At 74.4% G+C, this 17132-nt stretch carries 13 protein-coding genes; all 13 read left to right on the top strand.

All coding sequences use genetic code 11. The features are described from left to right. Window positions 1-2: 2 nt before the first annotated feature. The gene (gene argB, locus RMN57_RS09595; protein WP_313762970.1) at window positions 3-935 is read left to right on the top strand and encodes an acetylglutamate kinase; all 933 of its coding nucleotides are present in this window, start codon (window positions 3-5) and stop codon (window positions 933-935) included. Next, the gene (locus RMN57_RS09590) at window positions 932-2140 is read left to right on the top strand and encodes an acetylornithine transaminase (RefSeq protein ID WP_313762969.1); all 1209 of its coding nucleotides are present in this window, start codon (window positions 932-934) and stop codon (window positions 2138-2140) included. Before argB ends, RMN57_RS09590 begins: the two co-directional genes overlap by 4 nt. A 17-nt stretch (window positions 2141-2157) precedes the next feature. Next, a complete protein-coding gene (locus RMN57_RS09585) occupies window positions 2158-2706 on the top strand; it encodes an arginine repressor (RefSeq protein WP_313762968.1) in 549 nt (182 codons plus the stop codon). A 286-nt stretch (window positions 2707-2992) separates the two neighbouring features. Next, a complete protein-coding gene (locus RMN57_RS09580) occupies window positions 2993-4186 on the top strand; it encodes an argininosuccinate synthase (protein ID WP_313762967.1) in 1194 nt (397 codons plus the stop codon). A gap of 84 nt (window positions 4187-4270) precedes the next feature. Then, on the top strand, window positions 4271-5710 hold the full coding sequence (gene argH, locus RMN57_RS09575; RefSeq protein WP_313762966.1) for an argininosuccinate lyase: 1440 nt from the start codon (window positions 4271-4273) through the stop codon (window positions 5708-5710). A 111-nt stretch (window positions 5711-5821) separates the two neighbouring features. After that, a complete protein-coding gene (locus tag RMN57_RS09570) occupies window positions 5822-6079 on the top strand; it encodes a hypothetical protein (RefSeq protein WP_313762965.1) in 258 nt (85 codons plus the stop codon). 341 nt (window positions 6080-6420) lie between these two features. Continuing rightward, entirely contained in the window at window positions 6421-6924 is a 504-nt protein-coding gene (locus RMN57_RS09565) for a GNAT family N-acetyltransferase (RefSeq protein WP_313762964.1), read from the top strand. A gap of 553 nt (window positions 6925-7477) precedes the next feature. After that, window positions 7478-8518: an ATP-binding cassette domain-containing protein gene (locus RMN57_RS09560; protein ID WP_313762963.1), complete on the top strand. Its 1041-nt coding sequence runs from the start codon at window positions 7478-7480 to the stop codon at window positions 8516-8518. Further along, complete coding sequence (locus RMN57_RS09555; RefSeq protein WP_313762962.1) at window positions 8515-9252, top strand: methionine ABC transporter permease; 738 nt, start codon at window positions 8515-8517, stop codon at window positions 9250-9252. Before RMN57_RS09560 ends, RMN57_RS09555 begins: the two co-directional genes overlap by 4 nt. Before the next feature lie 73 nt (window positions 9253-9325). Further along, the gene (locus RMN57_RS09550; protein ID WP_313762961.1) at window positions 9326-10153 is read left to right on the top strand and encodes a MetQ/NlpA family ABC transporter substrate-binding protein; all 828 of its coding nucleotides are present in this window, start codon (window positions 9326-9328) and stop codon (window positions 10151-10153) included. Between the two features lie 207 nt (window positions 10154-10360). Continuing rightward, window positions 10361-11026, top strand: coding sequence for a GNAT family N-acetyltransferase (locus tag RMN57_RS09545; protein WP_313762960.1), 666 nt, complete (start codon window positions 10361-10363; stop codon window positions 11024-11026). Window positions 11027-11249: 223 nt separating this feature from the next. Then, complete coding sequence (cbiE, locus tag RMN57_RS09540) at window positions 11250-12545, top strand: precorrin-6y C5,15-methyltransferase (decarboxylating) subunit CbiE (protein WP_313762959.1); 1296 nt, start codon at window positions 11250-11252, stop codon at window positions 12543-12545. A 548-nt stretch (window positions 12546-13093) separates the two neighbouring features. Continuing rightward, complete coding sequence (cobT, locus tag RMN57_RS09535; RefSeq protein ID WP_313762958.1) at window positions 13094-17035, top strand: nicotinate-nucleotide--dimethylbenzimidazole phosphoribosyltransferase; 3942 nt, start codon at window positions 13094-13096, stop codon at window positions 17033-17035. Window positions 17036-17132 lie beyond the last annotated feature (97 nt).

Here is a 17132-nt window from a genome sequence, read left to right as displayed (position 1 = left end):
CCGTGCAGATCGCACCCAAGGGCGAACAGGCCCGCAACAACACCGCGTTGCCCAAGGCCCTGACCCTCATCGAGGCGCTGCCGTGGCTGGAGCGCTTCCACGGCAAGACCGTCGTGATCAAGTTCGGCGGCAACGCCATGGTCGACGACAGCCTCAAGGCGGCCTTCGCCCAGGACGTGGTCTTCCTGCGCTACGCCGGCCTGCACCCCGTCGTGGTGCACGGCGGCGGCCCGCAGATCAGCGCCCAACTGGACAAGCTGGGCCTGGAATCCAACTTCACCAACGGTCTGCGGGTCACCACCCCCGAGACCATGGACGTGGTCCGGATGGTGCTGGCCGGCCAGGTCCAGCGCGAGCTGGTCGGCCTGCTCAACGAGCACGGCCCGTTCGCGGTCGGCATGACCGGCGAGGACGCCCACACCATGACCGCGGTCAAGCGCTACGCGGTCGTCGACGGCGAGCAGGTCGACATCGGCCTGGTCGGCGACATCGTCAACATCGAGGCCGGCGCGGTGAAGGCGCTCATCGCCGACGGTCGCATCCCGGTGATCTCCTCGATCGCCCGCGGCGCCGACGGCCACGTCTACAACATCAACGCCGACACCGCCGCCTCCGCCCTCGCGGTCGCGCTCGGCGCCGAGATGCTCGTGATCCTCACCGACGTCGAGGGCCTCTACAAGGACTGGCCGAACTCCGACGACGTGATCAGCCAGCTCGGCGCGAGCGAGCTGGACGAGCTGCTGCCGGGCCTCGCCAGCGGCATGCTCCCCAAGATGGAGGGCTGCCTGCGCGCCGTCCGCTCCGGCGTCGGCACCGCCCGCGTCCTGGACGGCCGGGTGCAGCACAGCCTGCTGCTGGAGATCTTCACCGACGAGGGCATCGGCACGATGGTCGTGCCGGACGACGAACCGACCGTGACCGGGGGACTCGCATGACGACGAACGACCAGCTCACCGACCGGTGGCAGCACGTCTTCACCGACAACTACGGAACCCCGCGGATCCCGCTGGTCCGCGGTGCGGGCGCGAAGCTCTGGGACGCCGACGGCAAGGAGTACACCGACCTGCTCGGCGGGATCGCCGTCAACGCCCTCGGCACCGCCCACCCGGCCGTCGTCGAGGCCGTCACCCGGCAGATCGCCGGCCTCGGCCACGTCTCCAACCTCTTCATGGCCGAGCCGACCATCGCCCTGGCCGAGCGGCTGATCGCGCTCTCCGGCCGGGCCGGCCGGGTGTTCTTCTGCAACTCCGGCGCCGAGGCCAACGAGGCCGCGTTCAAGATCAGCCGGCGGACCGGCCGCACCCACCTCGTGGCGCTGGAGGGCGGCTTCCACGGCCGGACCATGGGCGCCCTCGCGCTCACCGGCCAGCCCGCCAAGCAGGCCCCGTTCCTGCCGCTGCCCGGCGACGTGACGCACGTCCCGTTCGGCGACGTCGAGGCGCTGCGCGCCGCCGTCACCACCGAGACCGCCGCCGTCTTCCTGGAGCCGATCCAGGGCGAGAACGGTGCGATCCCGCTGCCCGACGGCTACCTCCGGGCCGCCCGTGAGATCACCCGGGCCACCGGCACCCTGCTGATCCTGGACGAGATCCAGACCGGCATCGGCCGCACCGGCCACTGGTTCGCCCACCAGGCCTTCGAGGGCGTCGACCCGGACGTGGTCACCCTCGCCAAGGCGCTCGGCGGCGGGCTGCCGATCGGTGCCGTCCTCGCCTTCGGGGAGGCCGCCGACCTGCTGACCCCCGGCCAGCACGGCACCACCTTCGGCGGCAACCCGGTGGTCGCCGCCGCGGCCCTGGCGGTGCTCGACACCATCGAGTCCGAGGGCCTGCTGGAGCACACCCGCAAGCTCGGCGAGCGGCTGCGCACGGGCATCGAGGCGATCGGCGACCCGCTGGTCTCGCACGTGCGCGGCGCCGGGCTGCTGCTCGGCATCGTGCTCACCGAGCCGGTCTCGGCCGCGGTGCAGGCCGTCGCCCAGGAGGCCGGCTTCCTGGTGAACGCCGCCGTCCCGGACGCCGTGCGGCTCGCCCCGCCGCTGGTGCTCACCGAGCAGGAGGCGGACGCCTTCCTGGCCGCGCTGCCGGAGATCCTCCGGACGGTGCGGGAGAACGCCCCGGCCGATGCGATTCGAGCGTAGTCCGGGAGAATAATCACATGACCGTTCCCAACTCCGGCCAGTCCCCCGCCGGCCCGACGCCGCAGGTCCCGCAGACCCGCACCGCGCGCCACCGGCGGATCGTGGACCTGCTCACCCGCCAGCCCGTGCGTTCGCAGAGCCAGCTCGCCAAGCTGCTCGCCGATGACGGACTGGTGGTCACCCAGGCCACCCTCTCCCGGGACCTGGACGAGCTGGGCGCGGTGAAGATCCGCAACCGGGACGGCGCGCTGATCTACGCCGTCCCCGCCGAGGGCGGCGACCGCACGCCGCGGGCACCGATGGGGGAGTCGGCCACCGAGGGCCGGATGGCCCGGCTGGCCGGCGAGCTCATGGTCTCCGCCACCGCGTCCGGCAACCTCGTGGTGCTGCGCACCCCGCCGGGCGCGGCGCAGTTCCTCGCCTCGGCGATCGACCAGGCCGAGGTCTTCGAGATCATCGGCACCATCGCCGGGGACGACACCGTCCTGCTGATCAGCCGTGACCCGGTCGGCGGGCAGGCGCTCGCCGACCACCTGATGCAACTCGCCCAGGCCAAGGCGCAGTAGCGCTCCCCGGGCGCCCGGGGCGCCGGGACCGGAGCCGTCGGCCCCGGCCGGGGCGCAAGGAGTACCAGACCGAACAGCCCGTCCCCGCGTGGGCCCGGCTCCGGTCCCCTCGGGGGCCGGAGCCGGGCCCACGGCCGTTTTCCGCAGCCGGCTCCGCTCCGTTCCCGGGGCCGTCCCGGACCCGCTCCGGCGGCCGCCGCGGTTCGGGTTTTGAGATTCATACGGAGTAGTGCATACTTATGCCTATCGCCGTAAGCCTGTTCGCACAGTTGTGAAGGAGAAAGCCGTGACCGAGCGCGTCGTACTCGCCTACTCGGGCGGTCTGGACACGTCCGTCTGCATCGGCTGGATCGCCGAGGAGACGGGCGCCGAGGTCATCGCCGTCGCCGTCGACGTCGGCCAGGGCGGCGAGGACCTGGACGTCATCCGCCAGCGCGCGCTGGACTGCGGTGCCGTCGAGGCCGAGGTCGCGGACGCCCGCGAGGAGTTCGCCGACGAGTACTGCCTCCCGGCCCTCAAGGCCAACGCCCTCTACCAGGGCGAGTACCCCCTGGTGTCCGCCCTGTCCCGGCCGGTCATCGTCAAGCACCTGGTCGCCGCCGCGCAGAAGCACGGCGCCACCACGGTCGCCCACGGCTGCACCGGCAAGGGCAACGACCAGGTCCGCTTCGAGGTCGGCATCAACTCCCTCGCCCCCGGCCTGAAGTGCATCGCCCCGGTCCGCGACTACGCGATGACCCGCGACAAGGCGATCGCCTTCGCCGAGTCCAAGGGCCTGCCGATCGCCACCACCAAGAAGTCGCCGTACTCGATCGACCAGAACGTCTTCGGACGCGCCGTCGAGACCGGCTTCCTGGAGGACATCTGGAACGCCCCGATCGAGGACGTCTACGAGTACACCCAGGACCCGGCCGTCCCGCGCGAGGCCGACGAGGTGGTCATCACCTTCGAGGCCGGCGTCCCGGTCGCCGTCGACGGCCGCAAGGTCACCGTCCTGCAGGCCATCGAGGAGCTGAACCGGCGGGCCGGTGCCCAGGGCGTCGGCCGCCTCGACATGGTCGAGGACCGGCTGGTCGGCATCAAGTCCCGGGAGATCTACGAGGCCCCCGGCGCGATCGCCCTGATCACCGCCCACCAGGCCCTGGAGAACGTCACCGTCGAGCGCGAACTCGCCCGCTACAAGCGGCAGGTCGAGCAGCGCTGGGCCGAGCTGGTCTACGACGGCCTCTGGTTCTCCCCGCTCAAGCGCGCCCTGGACGGCTTCGTCAACGAGGCCAACCAGCACGTCTCCGGCGACATCCGGATGGTCCTGCACGGCGGCCGGGCCGTCGTCAACGGCCGCAGGTCGGACCAGTCGCTGTACGACTTCAACCTCGCCACCTACGACACGGGCGACACCTTCGACCAGTCGATGTCCAAGGGCTTCATCGAGATCTTCGGCCTCTCCTCGAAGATCGCGGCCCGGCGCGACCTGGCCTGATCAGCCCGTCCCGGGCCCCGGCCGAACCACACCACGGCCGGGGCCCACCCCCACCAACCCCCCCACGCGCAAGGAGCCCAAGCGATGCCTGCCGACCGGACCGCCGCCAGTAACAGTCCTGAGCTGCGCCTCTGGGGCGCGCGCTTCGCCGACGGCCCGTCCGAGGCGCTGGCCAGGCTCTCCGCGTCGGTGCACTTCGACTGGCGCCTGGCGCCCTACGACATCGCCGGCTCCAAGGCCCACGCCCGCGTCCTGCACCGGGCCGGCCTGCTCGGCGACGCCGAGCTCGACGCGATGCTCGCCGGGCTGGACCAGCTGCTCGCCGACGTCGAGGCCGGAACCTTCACCGGCACCGTCGCCGACGAGGACGTCCACACCGCGCTGGAGCGCGGCCTGCTGGAGCGGCTCGGCGCCGACCTCGGCGGCAAGCTCCGGGCCGGCCGCTCGCGCAACGACCAGATCGCCACCCTGTTCCGGATGTACCTGCGGGACCACGCCAGGATCATCGGCGCCCTGGTGCTCGACCTCCAGCACGCCCTGGTCGGCCTGGCCGAAGCGCACCCCGACACCGCCATGCCGGGCCGCACGCACCTCCAGCACGCCCAGCCGGTCCTCTTCGCCCACCACGTCCTCGCGCACGTGCAGGCCCTCGGCCGGGACGCCGAGCGGCTGCGCCAGTGGGACGCCCGCACCGCCGTCTCGCCCTACGGCTCCGGCGCCCTGGCCGGCTCCTCGCTCGGCCTCGACCCGCAGGCCGTCGCGGCGGACCTCGGCTTCGAGGGCGGCTCGGTCGGCAACTCCATCGACGGCACGGCCTCGCGCGACTTCGTCGCCGAGTTCGCCTTCGTCACCGCGATGATCGGGATCAACCTCTCCCGGATCGCGGAGGAGGTGATCATCTGGAACACCAAGGAGTTCGGCTTCATCACGCTGCACGACGCCTTCTCCACCGGCTCCTCGATCATGCCGCAGAAGAAGAACCCGGACATCGCCGAGCTGGCCCGCGGCAAGTCCGGCCGCCTGATCGGCAACCTGACCGGGCTGCTCGCCACCCTCAAGGCGCTGCCGCTCGCCTACAACCGGGACCTCCAGGAGGACAAGGAGCCGGTCTTCGACTCCTGCGACACGCTGGAGGTGCTGCTGCCCGCCTTCACCGGCATGATGGCCACCCTCACCGTGCACCGGGAGCGGCTGGAGGAGCTCGCCCCGGCCGGCTTCTCGCTCGCCACCGACATCGCCGAGTGGCTGGTCAAGCAGGGCGTGCCGTTCCGCGTCGCGCACGAGGTGGCCGGCGCCTGCGTCAAGGTCTGCGAGCAGCAGGGCATCGAGCTGGGCGACCTGACGGACGAGCAGTTCGCCGCCATCTCCGAGCACCTGAAGCCCGAGGTGCGCTCGGTGCTCAGCGTCCACGGCGCGATCGCCTCGCGCAACGGGCGCGGCGGCACCGCCCCCTCGGCGGTCGCCGTCCAGCTCGCCGAGGTCAAGGCCGACCTGGCCGTCCAGCAGGAGTGGGCCCGGGGCTGACCCGCCGTCGGCATCCGGGGGAGGGGCGCGGCGGGCCGACCGCCGCGCCCCTCCCGCGTGCACGCCACCGCCCGTCCGTAACCGGTCCCGCCCGCGCCCGGTCATCACGGTATGTGCACCAACCTTCCCTCCGTCCGCTCCGCCGAGGACGAGGTGTTCGCCGAGCTCCGACGCCGCCTCGTCCGCGAGGCGGTGGCCGCCCTGCCTGGCCGCTGTCCCGAACTGGTCGCGGCCCTCGCCGAGGACCCGCCGCCCACCTACCGGGAGATCGCCGAGCGCCTCGGCATGCCGCGCGGCTCCATCGGCCCCACCCGCGCCCGCTGCCTCGCCTGCCTGCGCGTCCTCCTCCACGCCGAGCGCTACGCCTGATCCGTCGCGCCCGAGGCCCACCCGACGCGTGCCCGCCGAGCCGCGGCCCCTCGCCGCCGGGGCGACGTGACCCTCGCCACGTCCGGCGGCCGGGAGGTTGAGAGCAGCTGACACACGGGTAGAGCGCTGGCGAACGTAGCTCTTGACGGCGGAGCGAGCACTCGGATACTGAGCGTGAACGCGCTGCCGGCGCCGTCGGCCCCACCAGGGCCCCGCGGCTGGTACGTTCGTGCGCCACCCCCGGCCAGGGCCGATCCCCGGCCGGGACACCTCCGGCAGGGCATCCGGTGCGACACCCTCACATCCGCGCGCCGGGCACGACGATGGGGAGGCCCCAGCACATGGGCATGAGCGTGATCATCTCGGCGGCCGCCGCCGAGGACGCCGAGCAGATCCTCAAGCTCCAGTACCTCGGCTACCAGGGCGAGGCCGAGCTGTACGGCGACTGGACCCTGGACCCGCTGACGCAGAGCCTGGAGAGCCTGCGCGCCGAACTGGCCGAGCAGCAGTTCCTCGTCGCCCGGCTCGGCGACGAGGTGGTCGGCACCGTCCGCGGCCGGATCGGCGCCGACGGCGTCGCCCGGATAGGGCGTCTGGTGGTCCATCCCCGGATGCAGCGGCACGGCCTCGGCGGGCGCCTGCTGGAGGCGCTGGAGCGCCGCCTCGCCGAGGACGGCCGCCCGCTGACCGCCTTCCGCCTCTTCACCGGCCACCGCAGCCTCGGCAACCTGCGCCTCTACGCCCGCCAGGGCTACCGGCAGACCGCCGTCGAGCAGATCAGCGGACGGCTCACCCTGGTCCACCTGGAGAAGCCCGCCGCGGCCCCGCTCGCCGCCACCGCCTGACCCCGCTCGGCCGTCCCACCCGGCCCGGCGCCGCCATCATCCGGACGTTCCGGGGGCGGTGCCGGGCCGTATCGTTGCAGGTGGCGGCGGTGTGTGTCCGCATTGCGGACGCCGGACGCCGAGAATTGGGCGCAAATCCGCCCATCTGATTTACTGGCTCACATGACTGCGACGACGAACTGCACCCCCACCGGCACCCTGCCGGCAGGTGAGCGTGCCATGTGTCGTCGAATGTGTCACTGCTGAGGGCCACCGCCTCTCTCCTCGCGCCCCGAAGCGAGACCCCGCCGCCCGCGCCCCGCGTGAGCGCCACGCCTGCCGGCCAACGCAACCCCACTCCCCCCGCCTGCCCGTCCACGGGCCGGTGGCGCTTCCTGACGACCCGTCGGGGCCGCGCCGTCGTGCGGCCCGCCCGTCCGGCGGTGGCGATCAAGGGGTGGCAGGTCCGGATCCCCTGACGCATTGCGTCCTCCGGCGCAACGCCGTCCTCGCCGTCGACCGCAACCCGGTCCGGCGGCCGCACGCCGCCCGCCCCCGACCAACGGAAACAGCTGTGATCACCACCACGGACCTCACCAAGGTCTACCGCTCCCGCGGCCGCGAGGTGACCGCCCTCGCCGGCGTCGACCTCCACGTCCGACCGGGCGAGGTCTACGGAGTCGTCGGCACCAGCGGTGCCGGCAAGTCCACCCTCATCCGCTGCGTCAACATGCTGGAGCGCCCCAGCTCCGGCACCGTCACGGTGGACGGCGTCGAACTCACCGCGCTCCCCGGCGGAGAGAACCGCGCCGGCCGCGAACTGCGCGAGGCCCGCCGCCGCATCGGCATGGTCTTCCAGCACTTCAACCTGCTGTCCTCCCGCACCGTGCAGGACAACGTCGAACTCCCGCTGGAGATCATCGGCCTGGACCGCACCGAGCGCCGCCGCAAGGCCGCCGAACTGCTCGACCTGGTCGGCCTCGCCGACAAGGCCCGCAGCTACCCGAGCCAGCTCTCCGGCGGCCAGAAGCAGCGCGTCGGCATCGCCCGCGCCCTCGCCGGCGACCCCAAGGTGCTGCTCTCCGACGAGGCCACCTCCGCGCTCGACCCCGAGACCACCCGCTCCATCCTCAAGCTGCTGCGCGACCTCAACCAGCAGCTCGGCCTCACCGTCCTGCTGATCACCCACGAGATGGACGTCATCAAGTCCGTCTGCGACTCCGCCGCCCTGATGCGCGGCGGCAAGGTGGTCGAGTCCGGCGAGCTCACCGACCTGCTCGCCAGGCCCGGCTCCGAGCTGGCCCGCGAGCTCTTCCCGCTCAGCGAGTTCGGCACCGGCCGCCCCGGGGCCACCGTGCTGGAGATCACCTTCCAGGGCGACACCTCCGCCCGGCCCTTCGTCTCCCAGCTCGCCCGCACCTACCAGATCGACATCAACATCCTCGGCGCGGCCGTCGAGACCATCGCCGGCCGGATGGTCGGCCGGATGCGGGTCGAACTGCCCGGCAGCCGCGCGGACAACGTGGTGCCGATCGGCTTCCTGCGCGAGCAGGGCCTGCAGGTGGACGTGATCGAGGCGGACGGCAACGACAAGACGAGCGGAGCGGCGGCATGACCTGGGACCAGATGCAGGCACTGTTGTGGCCCGCCACCTGGGAGACCTTCCAGATGGTCGGCGTCTCCACCCTCGGCAGCGTGCTGTTCGGCCTCCCGCTCGGCATCCTGCTGGTGCTCACCGCCAAGGGCGGCGCACTGGAGAACGCCCTGGTCAACCGGGTGATCGGCACCGTCGTGAACATCGCGCGCTCGCTGCCGTTCCTGGTCCTGATGGTCGCGCTGTTCTCCTTCACCAAGCTGATCGTCGGCACCTCCCTGGGCTGGCAGGCGGCCACCGTCCCGCTCACCATCGGCGCCATCCCGTTCTTCGCCCGCCTGGTCGAGACCTCCGTGCGCGAGGTGGACGGCGGCCTGATCGAGGCGGTCCGCGCCATGGGCGGCAACACCTGGACCATCGTCCGCAAGACGCTGATCCCGGAGGCCCTGCCCGGCCTCACCGCCTCGCTCACCACCACGGTCATCACGCTGATCAGCTACTCCGCGATGGCCGGCACCGTCGGCGGCGGCGGCCTCGGCAACCTCGCCATCACCTACGGCTACCTGCGCTTCGAGACCGCCTTCATGTGGGTCATCGTCGCGGAGCTGGCGATCATCGTCACCGTCGTCCAGCTGATCGGCGACTACGCCGTCCGCCGCCTCTCCCGCCGCGGCAGCGGCGGCGGCCGCACCCGGCTGCTCCGCGGGCGCCGCCCCCGCGCGGCGGCGCTCGACGAGGACCTCGTCACTTCCTAGGCCTCGTCACCCCCGGACCTCCCGCGCCCGGCCCGGGCCGCGGCTCCCCGCACCATGCAGAAAGGCACTTTTCGTGCGCAACGCCCTGAAGTTCACCAGCGTCCTCGCCACCGCCGGCGTCGCCCTCTCCCTGGCCGCCTGCGGCAGCTCCGGCTCGTCCGGTTCCTCCGACCCGAACGCGCCGCTCACCGTCGCCGCCAGCCCCACCCCGCACGGCCAGATCCTCAAGTACGTCAAGGACAACCTGGCGGAGAAGGCCGGCCTCAAGCTCGACATCAAGGAGGTCACCGACTACGTGACCCCCAACACCGCGGTGCAGGACGGCTCGGCCGACGCCAACTACTTCCAGCACGTCCCGTACCTGGAGGACTTCAACAAGAAGCACGGCACCACCATCGTCTCCGTCGAGCCGGTGCACCTGGAGCCGCTGGGCGTCTACTCCAAGAAGGTCAAGTCCGTCACCGAGATCCCCGACGGCGCCACCATCGGCCTGCCCAACGACGCCACCAACGAGGGCCGCGCGCTCAAGCTGCTCGCCGACAACAAGCTGATCACCCTCAAGGAGGGCGCCGGCACCGCGGCCACCCCGGCCGACATCACCGCCAACCCCAAGAACCTCAAGTGGAAGGAGCTGGAGGCCGCCCAGCTGCCCCGCTCCGTCTCCGACCTGGACGCCGCCGTCATCAACGGCAACTACGCGCTCGACTCCGGCCTCAAGCCGGCCACCGACGCGATCGTCCTGGAGAAGGCCGAGGGCAACCCGTACGCCAACATCCTCGCCGTCAAGAAGGGCAAGGAGAACGACCCGCGGGTCAAGAAGCTCGCCGAGCTGCTGCACTCCGCCGAGGTCAAGAAGTTCATCGACGACAACTTCCAGGGCTCCGTCGTCCCGGCCTTCTGACCGGACCCGCGATCGCGCACCGCGCACCCGCACGTCCTTCGACCGGGCCCCCGCCGCATCTCGGCGGGGGCCCGGTCGGGCAGTATGCACGAGTGACGCCCTGACAGACCGTGTTCTGACGTACCGTCGTCCGGTCCGCGCACCGCGTGGCACCGGGGGCACCGGCGAGGCGTACGGTGTGTCCACGACCCGGCGAGGAGAGACGGCATGGCAGCGAGCTTCCCCGAGACCGCCATCAGCACCGAGCGGCTGCTGCTGCGCCCCCTTGCGGAGCACGACTCCCCCGGCCTGGTCGCGATGATGGCCGACGACCTCGTCCTGGCCTGGACGGACCAGCCGCAGCCCTTCACCGAGGCCCACGCGCGCGAGCTCGCCCGCACCCTCGCCCCCGACCACCGCGCGGCCGGCCGCGGCATCGTCTTCGCCGTCGTCGAGCACCTGACCCAGCGCCTGGTCGGCCTGGTAGAACTGCGGAACACCGACTGGCGGCTGCGCTCCACCGAGATCGCCTACGTCACCGCCGCCTGGGCGCGTGGCGAGGGCTACGCGCCGGAGGCCGTCCTCGGCGTCGCGCAGTGGCTCTTCGAGGACCGCGGCTTCCTGCGCCTGGAGATGCGCACCGCCGCCGGCAACACCGCCGCCCAGCAGGTCGCCCAGAAGATCGGCGGCATCAGCGAGGGCGTGCTGCGCAGCGCCTGGATAGTGCGCGGCGAGGCCGGCGAGGCGATGGGCGCACCGGCCGCCCGCCGGACCGGGGGAGAGAACCGCAGCGACCTCATCCTGTGGAGCCTCCTGCCGGAGGACCTGGAGCAGCCGGCCGACCGGGAGATCGGCTGGCACGGCGACCACCACCGGTACGTCCTGCGCGACTGACCCGCCCGCCGCGGCTGCGGCCGGGCGACCGCCGGGCGGCGCCGCTGCCGAGTCGCCGGCCCGCCGAGCCGTACCGGGCCCGCCGGCCCGCCCGCGCGCCGGCGTGCGCCGGACATGTGTGCGAGATGTCGGCGCGGCGGGGATCACACCCGGTAACCTCTCCTCCGGCGCCGTACGCGGGCGCAGCATGTCGGCGCACCGAGGCGAGGGAGAACGGCCGCAGATGGCTGACCGGATCACGGTCATCGGGTGGGACGGCACCCCGCTGACCGAGGCCGCCGGCGCGGCCCTCGCCGCCGCGACCCTGGTGGCCGGCGCGCCCTACCAGCTCAACGCCCTCCCGGTCCCCGCCGCCGCCGAACGGCTCGTCCTCGGCAACGTCCAGCTCGCCGCCCGGCGGATCGCCGAACACCGCGGTGCCGCCGTCGTCGTCGCCGAGGGCGACCCCGGCTTCTTCGGCGTCGTCCGCACCCTGCGCCGCCCCGAGTACGGCCTCGAACTGGAGGTCCTGCCCGCGGTCTCCTCGGTCGCCGCCGCCTTCGCCCGCGCGGGCATGCCCTGGGAGGACGCCCAGGTGGTCAGCGCGCACGGCGGCCGGCTGCGCCGCGCGGCCAACATCTGCCGGGCCCACCAGAAGGTCGCCGTGCTCACCGCGCCCGGCGCCGGGCCGATCGAGCTGGCGCTGATGCTCCGCGGGGTGCACCGCACCTTCGTCGTCTGCGAGGCGCTCGGCACCGACGAGGAGGACGTCACCGTCCTCACCTCCGACCGGGTCGCCGACCACGACTGGCGCGACCCCAACGTGGTGCTGGTGATCGGCGGCAACAGCGGCGGCCCGCAGAACGGCGCGGTCTCCGAGGCCGCAGGCTGGCTGGCCGGGCGCCCGGTGGGCTACCCCGGCCCGGAGCGCGGCTGGGCGCTCCCCGCGGAGGCATACGCGGGCGCCGGGAGCGTGTCGGATGCGCCGGGCGCGCCCGGCGCATCCGACACGCTCCCGGCGCACGTCCGCGCCCTGGTGCTGGCCCGTCTGGGTGCCCGGCCGGGCGACCTGGTCTGGTCGGTCGGCGCCGGCAGCGGGGCCCTCGCGGTCGAGGCGGCCCGGTTCGGCGCGGCCGTGGTCGCCGTCGAGGCCGACCGCTCGGCCTGCGCCCGGCTGGCCGTCAACGCCCGCCGCTACGGCGTCGAGGTGGAGACCGTCCACGGCGGCGGCCCCGAGGTGCTCGGCGGCCTTCCGGAGCCGGACGCCGTCGTCGTCGAGGCGGGCGGCCCGGCCGTGGTGCGTGCCGCCCTCGCCCGCCGCCCCGAGCGCTTCGTGGCGGTGGCCCGGGCGTTCGCCGAGGCGGAGGAGCTCCGCCGCGCCATCGCCGAGGCCGGCTACCGCGCGGACGGCGCGTTGCTGCAGTCCACGCCGCTGGAGGCCGCGCCGGCCGATCCGGCGGGCGCGGGCGCAGGCGCGGGCCTGCGGCTCGGGGCGGGCGCCGCCGGCGTGCTGCTGCTCTGGGGTGAGCAGATCGTGTGAAGGCGCGGTGCCGCCGGCGGTGGCCCGCTGGCGAATCCGGTGAGGGTTCCGCCGCCGGAGGCGGGGGCGCCGCGGCGCGGGCCACGGGTGCGCGCCGCCGCGAAGCGGTGATCCAGGTCGCATCCGGACACTGATTCGAGAGGCGGCGCCGCCGGGCCGGTAGTGTGGCGTCCGGGACGCTGGCGGCGTCCGGCAGCCCGCCCGATCCGGTCGGTTTGTCGCCCTCCTGACGCGACGCAACCCGGCCCGGCTCGGAGTGTGGGCGATTCGACGGGCCGCCTGCCGGACCGGGAGAATGCCGTAGGGTCCGGTGCGGTCGTGCCGGTTGCCCCGGCTTGTCGTTGTTTCAGTTGACGCGCCGCCCCCGTCGGGCGGTGCGCGGGCCGGGGTGCCGCAGCGCGCCGGAAGGACTTCGGCCGCAGCGCCTCGGCGCGGCGGCCGCGTGTGGTTGAGGGGCGGGCCGGTGCAGGCCCGACCCGTGCGGATGGGCGCTGCGGTCGGTGATCGCGTCGCCGAGGGCGCGGCAGCGGCCTGGAAGGAGCTTTGACATGACCGATGGCGGCCACGTCCCGAACGAGGGACTTCCGGAGCACCTGCTCGCCGGGCCCGACCCGCTCGGCGGCCCGGGGGGCGTCGCGGCCGTCGCCCCCGCGCAGGGTGTCGTACCCATGCAGGGTGCCGCGGTGGACGGCGGCGTGGTCCCGAACCAGGCGATGCCCAATCCCGCGATGCCCAACCCCGCGATGCAGCACCCGGGCGTGCCGGACGGCGGCCTGACCGGCGGGGTGCCGCCGCAGGACTACCCCGGCCACGGCCAGCCGATCGGCGTGCCCGGCCAGTTCGCCCCGGCCCCCGGCGTGCCCGGTGCCCCGGGCATGGCCGGTGTCGCCGGCGTTCCCGGTGACGGCTGGGCCGTCGACCCGGGCGCGCCGCGCCCCGCCTTCCACTTCCTCGACCAGCCCGACGACCAGCCGGACCCGCTGGACGACGAGGACGACGTCCTGCTGATGCCCGGCCCGCAGGGCTCCTGGGGCGAGCCCGTCGCCGCACCCGCCGACCAGAGCGCCGAGCAGGGCGTCCCCGGCACTCCGGTCGAGCCGTCCTGGCCGCCGCTGGACCCGCCGGCGCTCGGCGCCGACCAGGCCGGCCAGCCGGTGCCGGACCAACCGGTGGTCCAGTCCCTCCAGACCCAGGGCCACGGCATCCAGGTCCCGGTCCAGCCGCAGGGCCAGGAGCCGGTGACGGCGGTTCAGCCGCCGCGCCGCCCGCTGCACGCCGGTCCGCCGGTCCCGGACCCGTCGCTGATGACCGGCCAGGTGCCGGTGCGCTCGCTCGCCGACCGCGGCCCCTCGCTGGGCGGCACGCCCGCGCACGGCATCCCGGTCGTCGTCGGCCAGCCGGAGCCGCAGGCCGCCGTGCCCGCCCAGGCCCAGCCGATCCCGGTCGCCCAGCCGATCCCCGCCGAGCAGCCGATCCCCGCCGAGCAGCCGATCCCCGCCGAGCAGCCGATCCCCGCCGAGCAGCCGGCCCAGGACGTTCCGCAGGCCGTGCAGCCGGTCGAGGGCGTGCAGGTCGTCGACGGCGCGCAGGGTCTGCAGCCCGTTGCCGCCGAGGCCGGGCCCGCCGCCGAGGCGTCGGTGGCCCCGGAGGCGTTCGTGGCCGAGCCGGGCGTCGCCCCGGTCGCCGACGCGCCGGCCGCCGCCGAGCAGCTCGCGGTGGCCCCGGAGGCCGCTGCCGCGCAGGCCGTGCAGCCCGAGGCGGTCCTCGTCGACGCGTCCGCCGCCCCCGTCGAGGCCGCCCCCGTCGAGGCCGCCCCGGTCGAGGCCGCCCCGGTCGAGGCCGCCCCGGTCGAGGCCGTGCCGGGTGACGCCCAGGGCGCCCCCGCCGCCGCGGAGGCGCCGGCCGAGCCCGTCGCCCAGACCGAGCAGCAGTCCGCCGCCCAGGCCGGCCAGCCGCGTCGGATCGCCGCCTTCCTGGCCGCGCCCACCCCGCACGGCCTCCCGCAGGTCGAGGCGACCGAGCCGGTCCCGTCCGGCGAGGACGCGGCGGCGCAGCAGTCCGTCCCCATAGCGCCCGCCGCGCAGCCCGAGGCCGTGACCGCCGAGGCGGCCCAGCCGACCGGGACGGTTCAGGACGACCCGTCCGCGCAGTCCGCCCCCGGCGCCGAACCCGTCGCCGAGCCGGTGGATGCCGCGGTCGTGGAGCAGCCCGTGGAGCCCGCGGAGCAGTCCGAGGCCCTGCCCGAGGCCGCCGCCGAGACGGCCGTCGGCACCGGCGAGATGCCGTCCGGCCAGGTCGTCGCCGGCCCGGAGGCCGAGCAGGCGGAGCAGGCTCCGGCCGAGGCCGCCGTCCCGGCCCCGGAGACCGCGGGGACGCCGGAGACCACCGAGCCCGCCGGGCAGCCCGAGGCACCGGCAGGCGAGGCGGCCGACGAGCCGGCGGTCGCGCCCGAGCCCGCGCCTGCCACCGAGCCCGTCGCCACCGAGCCCGCGGCCGAGCCCGCCGCGGAGGCCCGGCCCGAGGCCGCCCCGGTGGACGCCGAGACCGTGGCCGCCGCGGTGGAGCAGGCCCCCGGCGGCGACGCCCCCGTCGAGGCGTCCGCGGACGAGACCGCCGCGGGCGAGGCCACCGGCGCCGAAGCCGCCACCAAGGCCGCCACCGAGGCCGGCACCGAGGCCGGCACCGAGGAGGCCCCGGCCGAGGACGCCGCTCCCGAGGAGCCCGCCGAGCCGCGCGGCCCCGCCGCCGTCGGCTACGACGACGCCGGCCGCGAGGCCGTCCACCAGGTCATCCGCGAGCGCCGCGACGTCCGCAACGGCTTCCGTCCGGACCCGATCCCGCACGAGGTGCTGATCCGCGTCCTGGAGGCCGCCCACACCGCGCCCAGCGTCGGCTTCTCCCAGCCGTGGGACTTCGTGGTGATCCGCTCGGCCAAGACCCGCCGCAAGATGCACGAACTGGCCGAGCGCCAGCGCGAGGCGTACGCGGACACGCTCCCCAAGGGCCGGGCCAAGCAGTTCAAGGAAATCAAGATCGAGGCCATCCTCGAAACCCCGGTCAACATCGTGGTGACCGCCGACCGCACCCGCGGCGGCCGCCACACGCTGGGCCGCCACACCCAGCCCCAGATGGCCCCGTACTCGGCCGCCCTCGCGGTCGAGAACCTCTGGCTGGCCGCCCGCGCCGAGGGCCTCGGCGTCGGCTGGGTGAGCTTCTTCGACGAGGACGAGATGGTCCGCGAGCTCGGTCTGCCCGAGCACCTGGAGGTCGTCGCGTACCTGTGCGTCGGCTACGTCGACGCCTTCCCGGACGAGCCCGAGCTCCAGCAGCAGGGCTGGGCCAAGAAGCGCCCGCTCTCCTGGGTCGTCCACGAGGAGCAGTACGGCAACCGCGCGCTGCCCGGCGAGGAGCCGCACAGCCTGCTCGCCGAGACCCTGCGCGGCATCCGCCCGCTGGACGCCAAGGCGCTCGGCGAGGCCTGGGACCGCCAGAAGCGGATGACCAAGCCGGCCGGGTCGCTCGGCATGCTGGAGATCATCTCCGCCCAGCTGTCCGGCCTCTCCCGCAAGTGCCCGCCGCCGATCCCGGAGCCCGCCTGCGTGGCGATCTTCGCGGGCGACCACGGCGTGCACGCCCAGGGCGTCACGCCCTGGCCGCAGGAGGTCACGGCCCAGATGGTGGGCAACTTCCTGGCCGGGGGAGCGGTGGTCAACTCCTTCGCCAAGCAGATCGGCACCGAGGTCTGCGTGGTCGATGTCGGCGTGGCCGCCGAGCTGCCCGACGCGATCCAGCAGGGCCGCACCACCGGCCTGCTGCCGCGCAAGGTCCGCCCCGGCACCGGCGACATGACCCAGGGCCCGGCGATGACCCGCGAGGAGGCCCTCAAGGCCGTCGAGGTCGGCATCGAGACCGCCCGCGACCTGGTCGCCGCCGGCAACAAGGCCCTGGTCACCGGCGACATGGGCATCGCCAACACCACCGCCTCCGCCGCGCTGATCTCCGTCTTCACCGGGCTGGACCCGGCGGAGGTCACCGGCCGCGGCACCGGCATCGACGACGAGACGCACGCCCGCAAGGTCGAGGTGATCCGCGCCGCGCTCGCGCTGCACCAGCCGGACCCGGCCGACCCGATCGGCGTCCTCGCCGCCGTCGGCGGCCTGGAGCACGCCGCCATCGCCGGCTTCCTGCTCGGCGCCGCCTCGCTGCGCACCCCGGTCATCCTGGACGGCGTCATCGCCGGCTCGGCAGCCCTGGCCGCCAAGGCCATCGCCCCCGAGGTGCTGGCCGCCTGCATCGCCGGCCACCGCTCCGCCGAGCCCGGCCACCAGGCCGCGCTCGCCAAGCTCGGCCTGCGTCCGCTGATCGACCTCGACCTGCGGCTCGGCGAGGGCACCGGCGCCCTGCTGGCCCTTCCGCTGGTGCAGAGTGCGGCCCGCGCGATGCACGATGTAGCCACGTTCGACTCCGCCGGGGTCACCGAGAAGGCCTGACGCCCGCCCGCACCGCTCCGTGTACCGGCCCGAGGGCGCGCCGGCACACGGAGCGGTGCCGCGTACCCCCACCACCCTCACCCGACCCAGGAGCACC

The organism is Kitasatospora sp. CM 4170 (assembly GCF_032110285.1).
In the GTDB taxonomy this organism is placed as follows: domain Bacteria; phylum Actinomycetota; class Actinomycetes; order Streptomycetales; family Streptomycetaceae; genus Kitasatospora; species Kitasatospora aburaviensis.
Note: the sequence above shows the minus strand (reverse complement) of the source record. Positions and strands in the feature narration are given on the sequence as shown.

Coding starts and splice junctions, on each gene's coding strand:
- RMN57_RS09590 (WP_313762969.1), top strand. CDS start 932: ATGACGACGAACGACCAGCTCACCGACCGGTGGCAGCACGTCTTCACC.
- RMN57_RS09555 (WP_313762962.1), top strand. CDS start 8,515: ATGACCTGGGACCAGATGCAGGCACTGTTGTGGCCCGCCACCTGGGAG.
- RMN57_RS09545 (WP_313762960.1), top strand. CDS start 10,361: ATGGCAGCGAGCTTCCCCGAGACCGCCATCAGCACCGAGCGGCTGCTG.
- RMN57_RS09570 (WP_313762965.1), top strand. CDS start 5,822: ATGTGCACCAACCTTCCCTCCGTCCGCTCCGCCGAGGACGAGGTGTTC.
- RMN57_RS09585 (WP_313762968.1), top strand. CDS start 2,158: ATGACCGTTCCCAACTCCGGCCAGTCCCCCGCCGGCCCGACGCCGCAG.
- RMN57_RS09565 (WP_313762964.1), top strand. CDS start 6,421: ATGGGCATGAGCGTGATCATCTCGGCGGCCGCCGCCGAGGACGCCGAG.
- cbiE (WP_313762959.1), top strand. CDS start 11,250: ATGGCTGACCGGATCACGGTCATCGGGTGGGACGGCACCCCGCTGACC.
- argH (WP_313762966.1), top strand. CDS start 4,271: ATGCCTGCCGACCGGACCGCCGCCAGTAACAGTCCTGAGCTGCGCCTC.
- cobT (WP_313762958.1), top strand. CDS start 13,094: ATGACCGATGGCGGCCACGTCCCGAACGAGGGACTTCCGGAGCACCTG.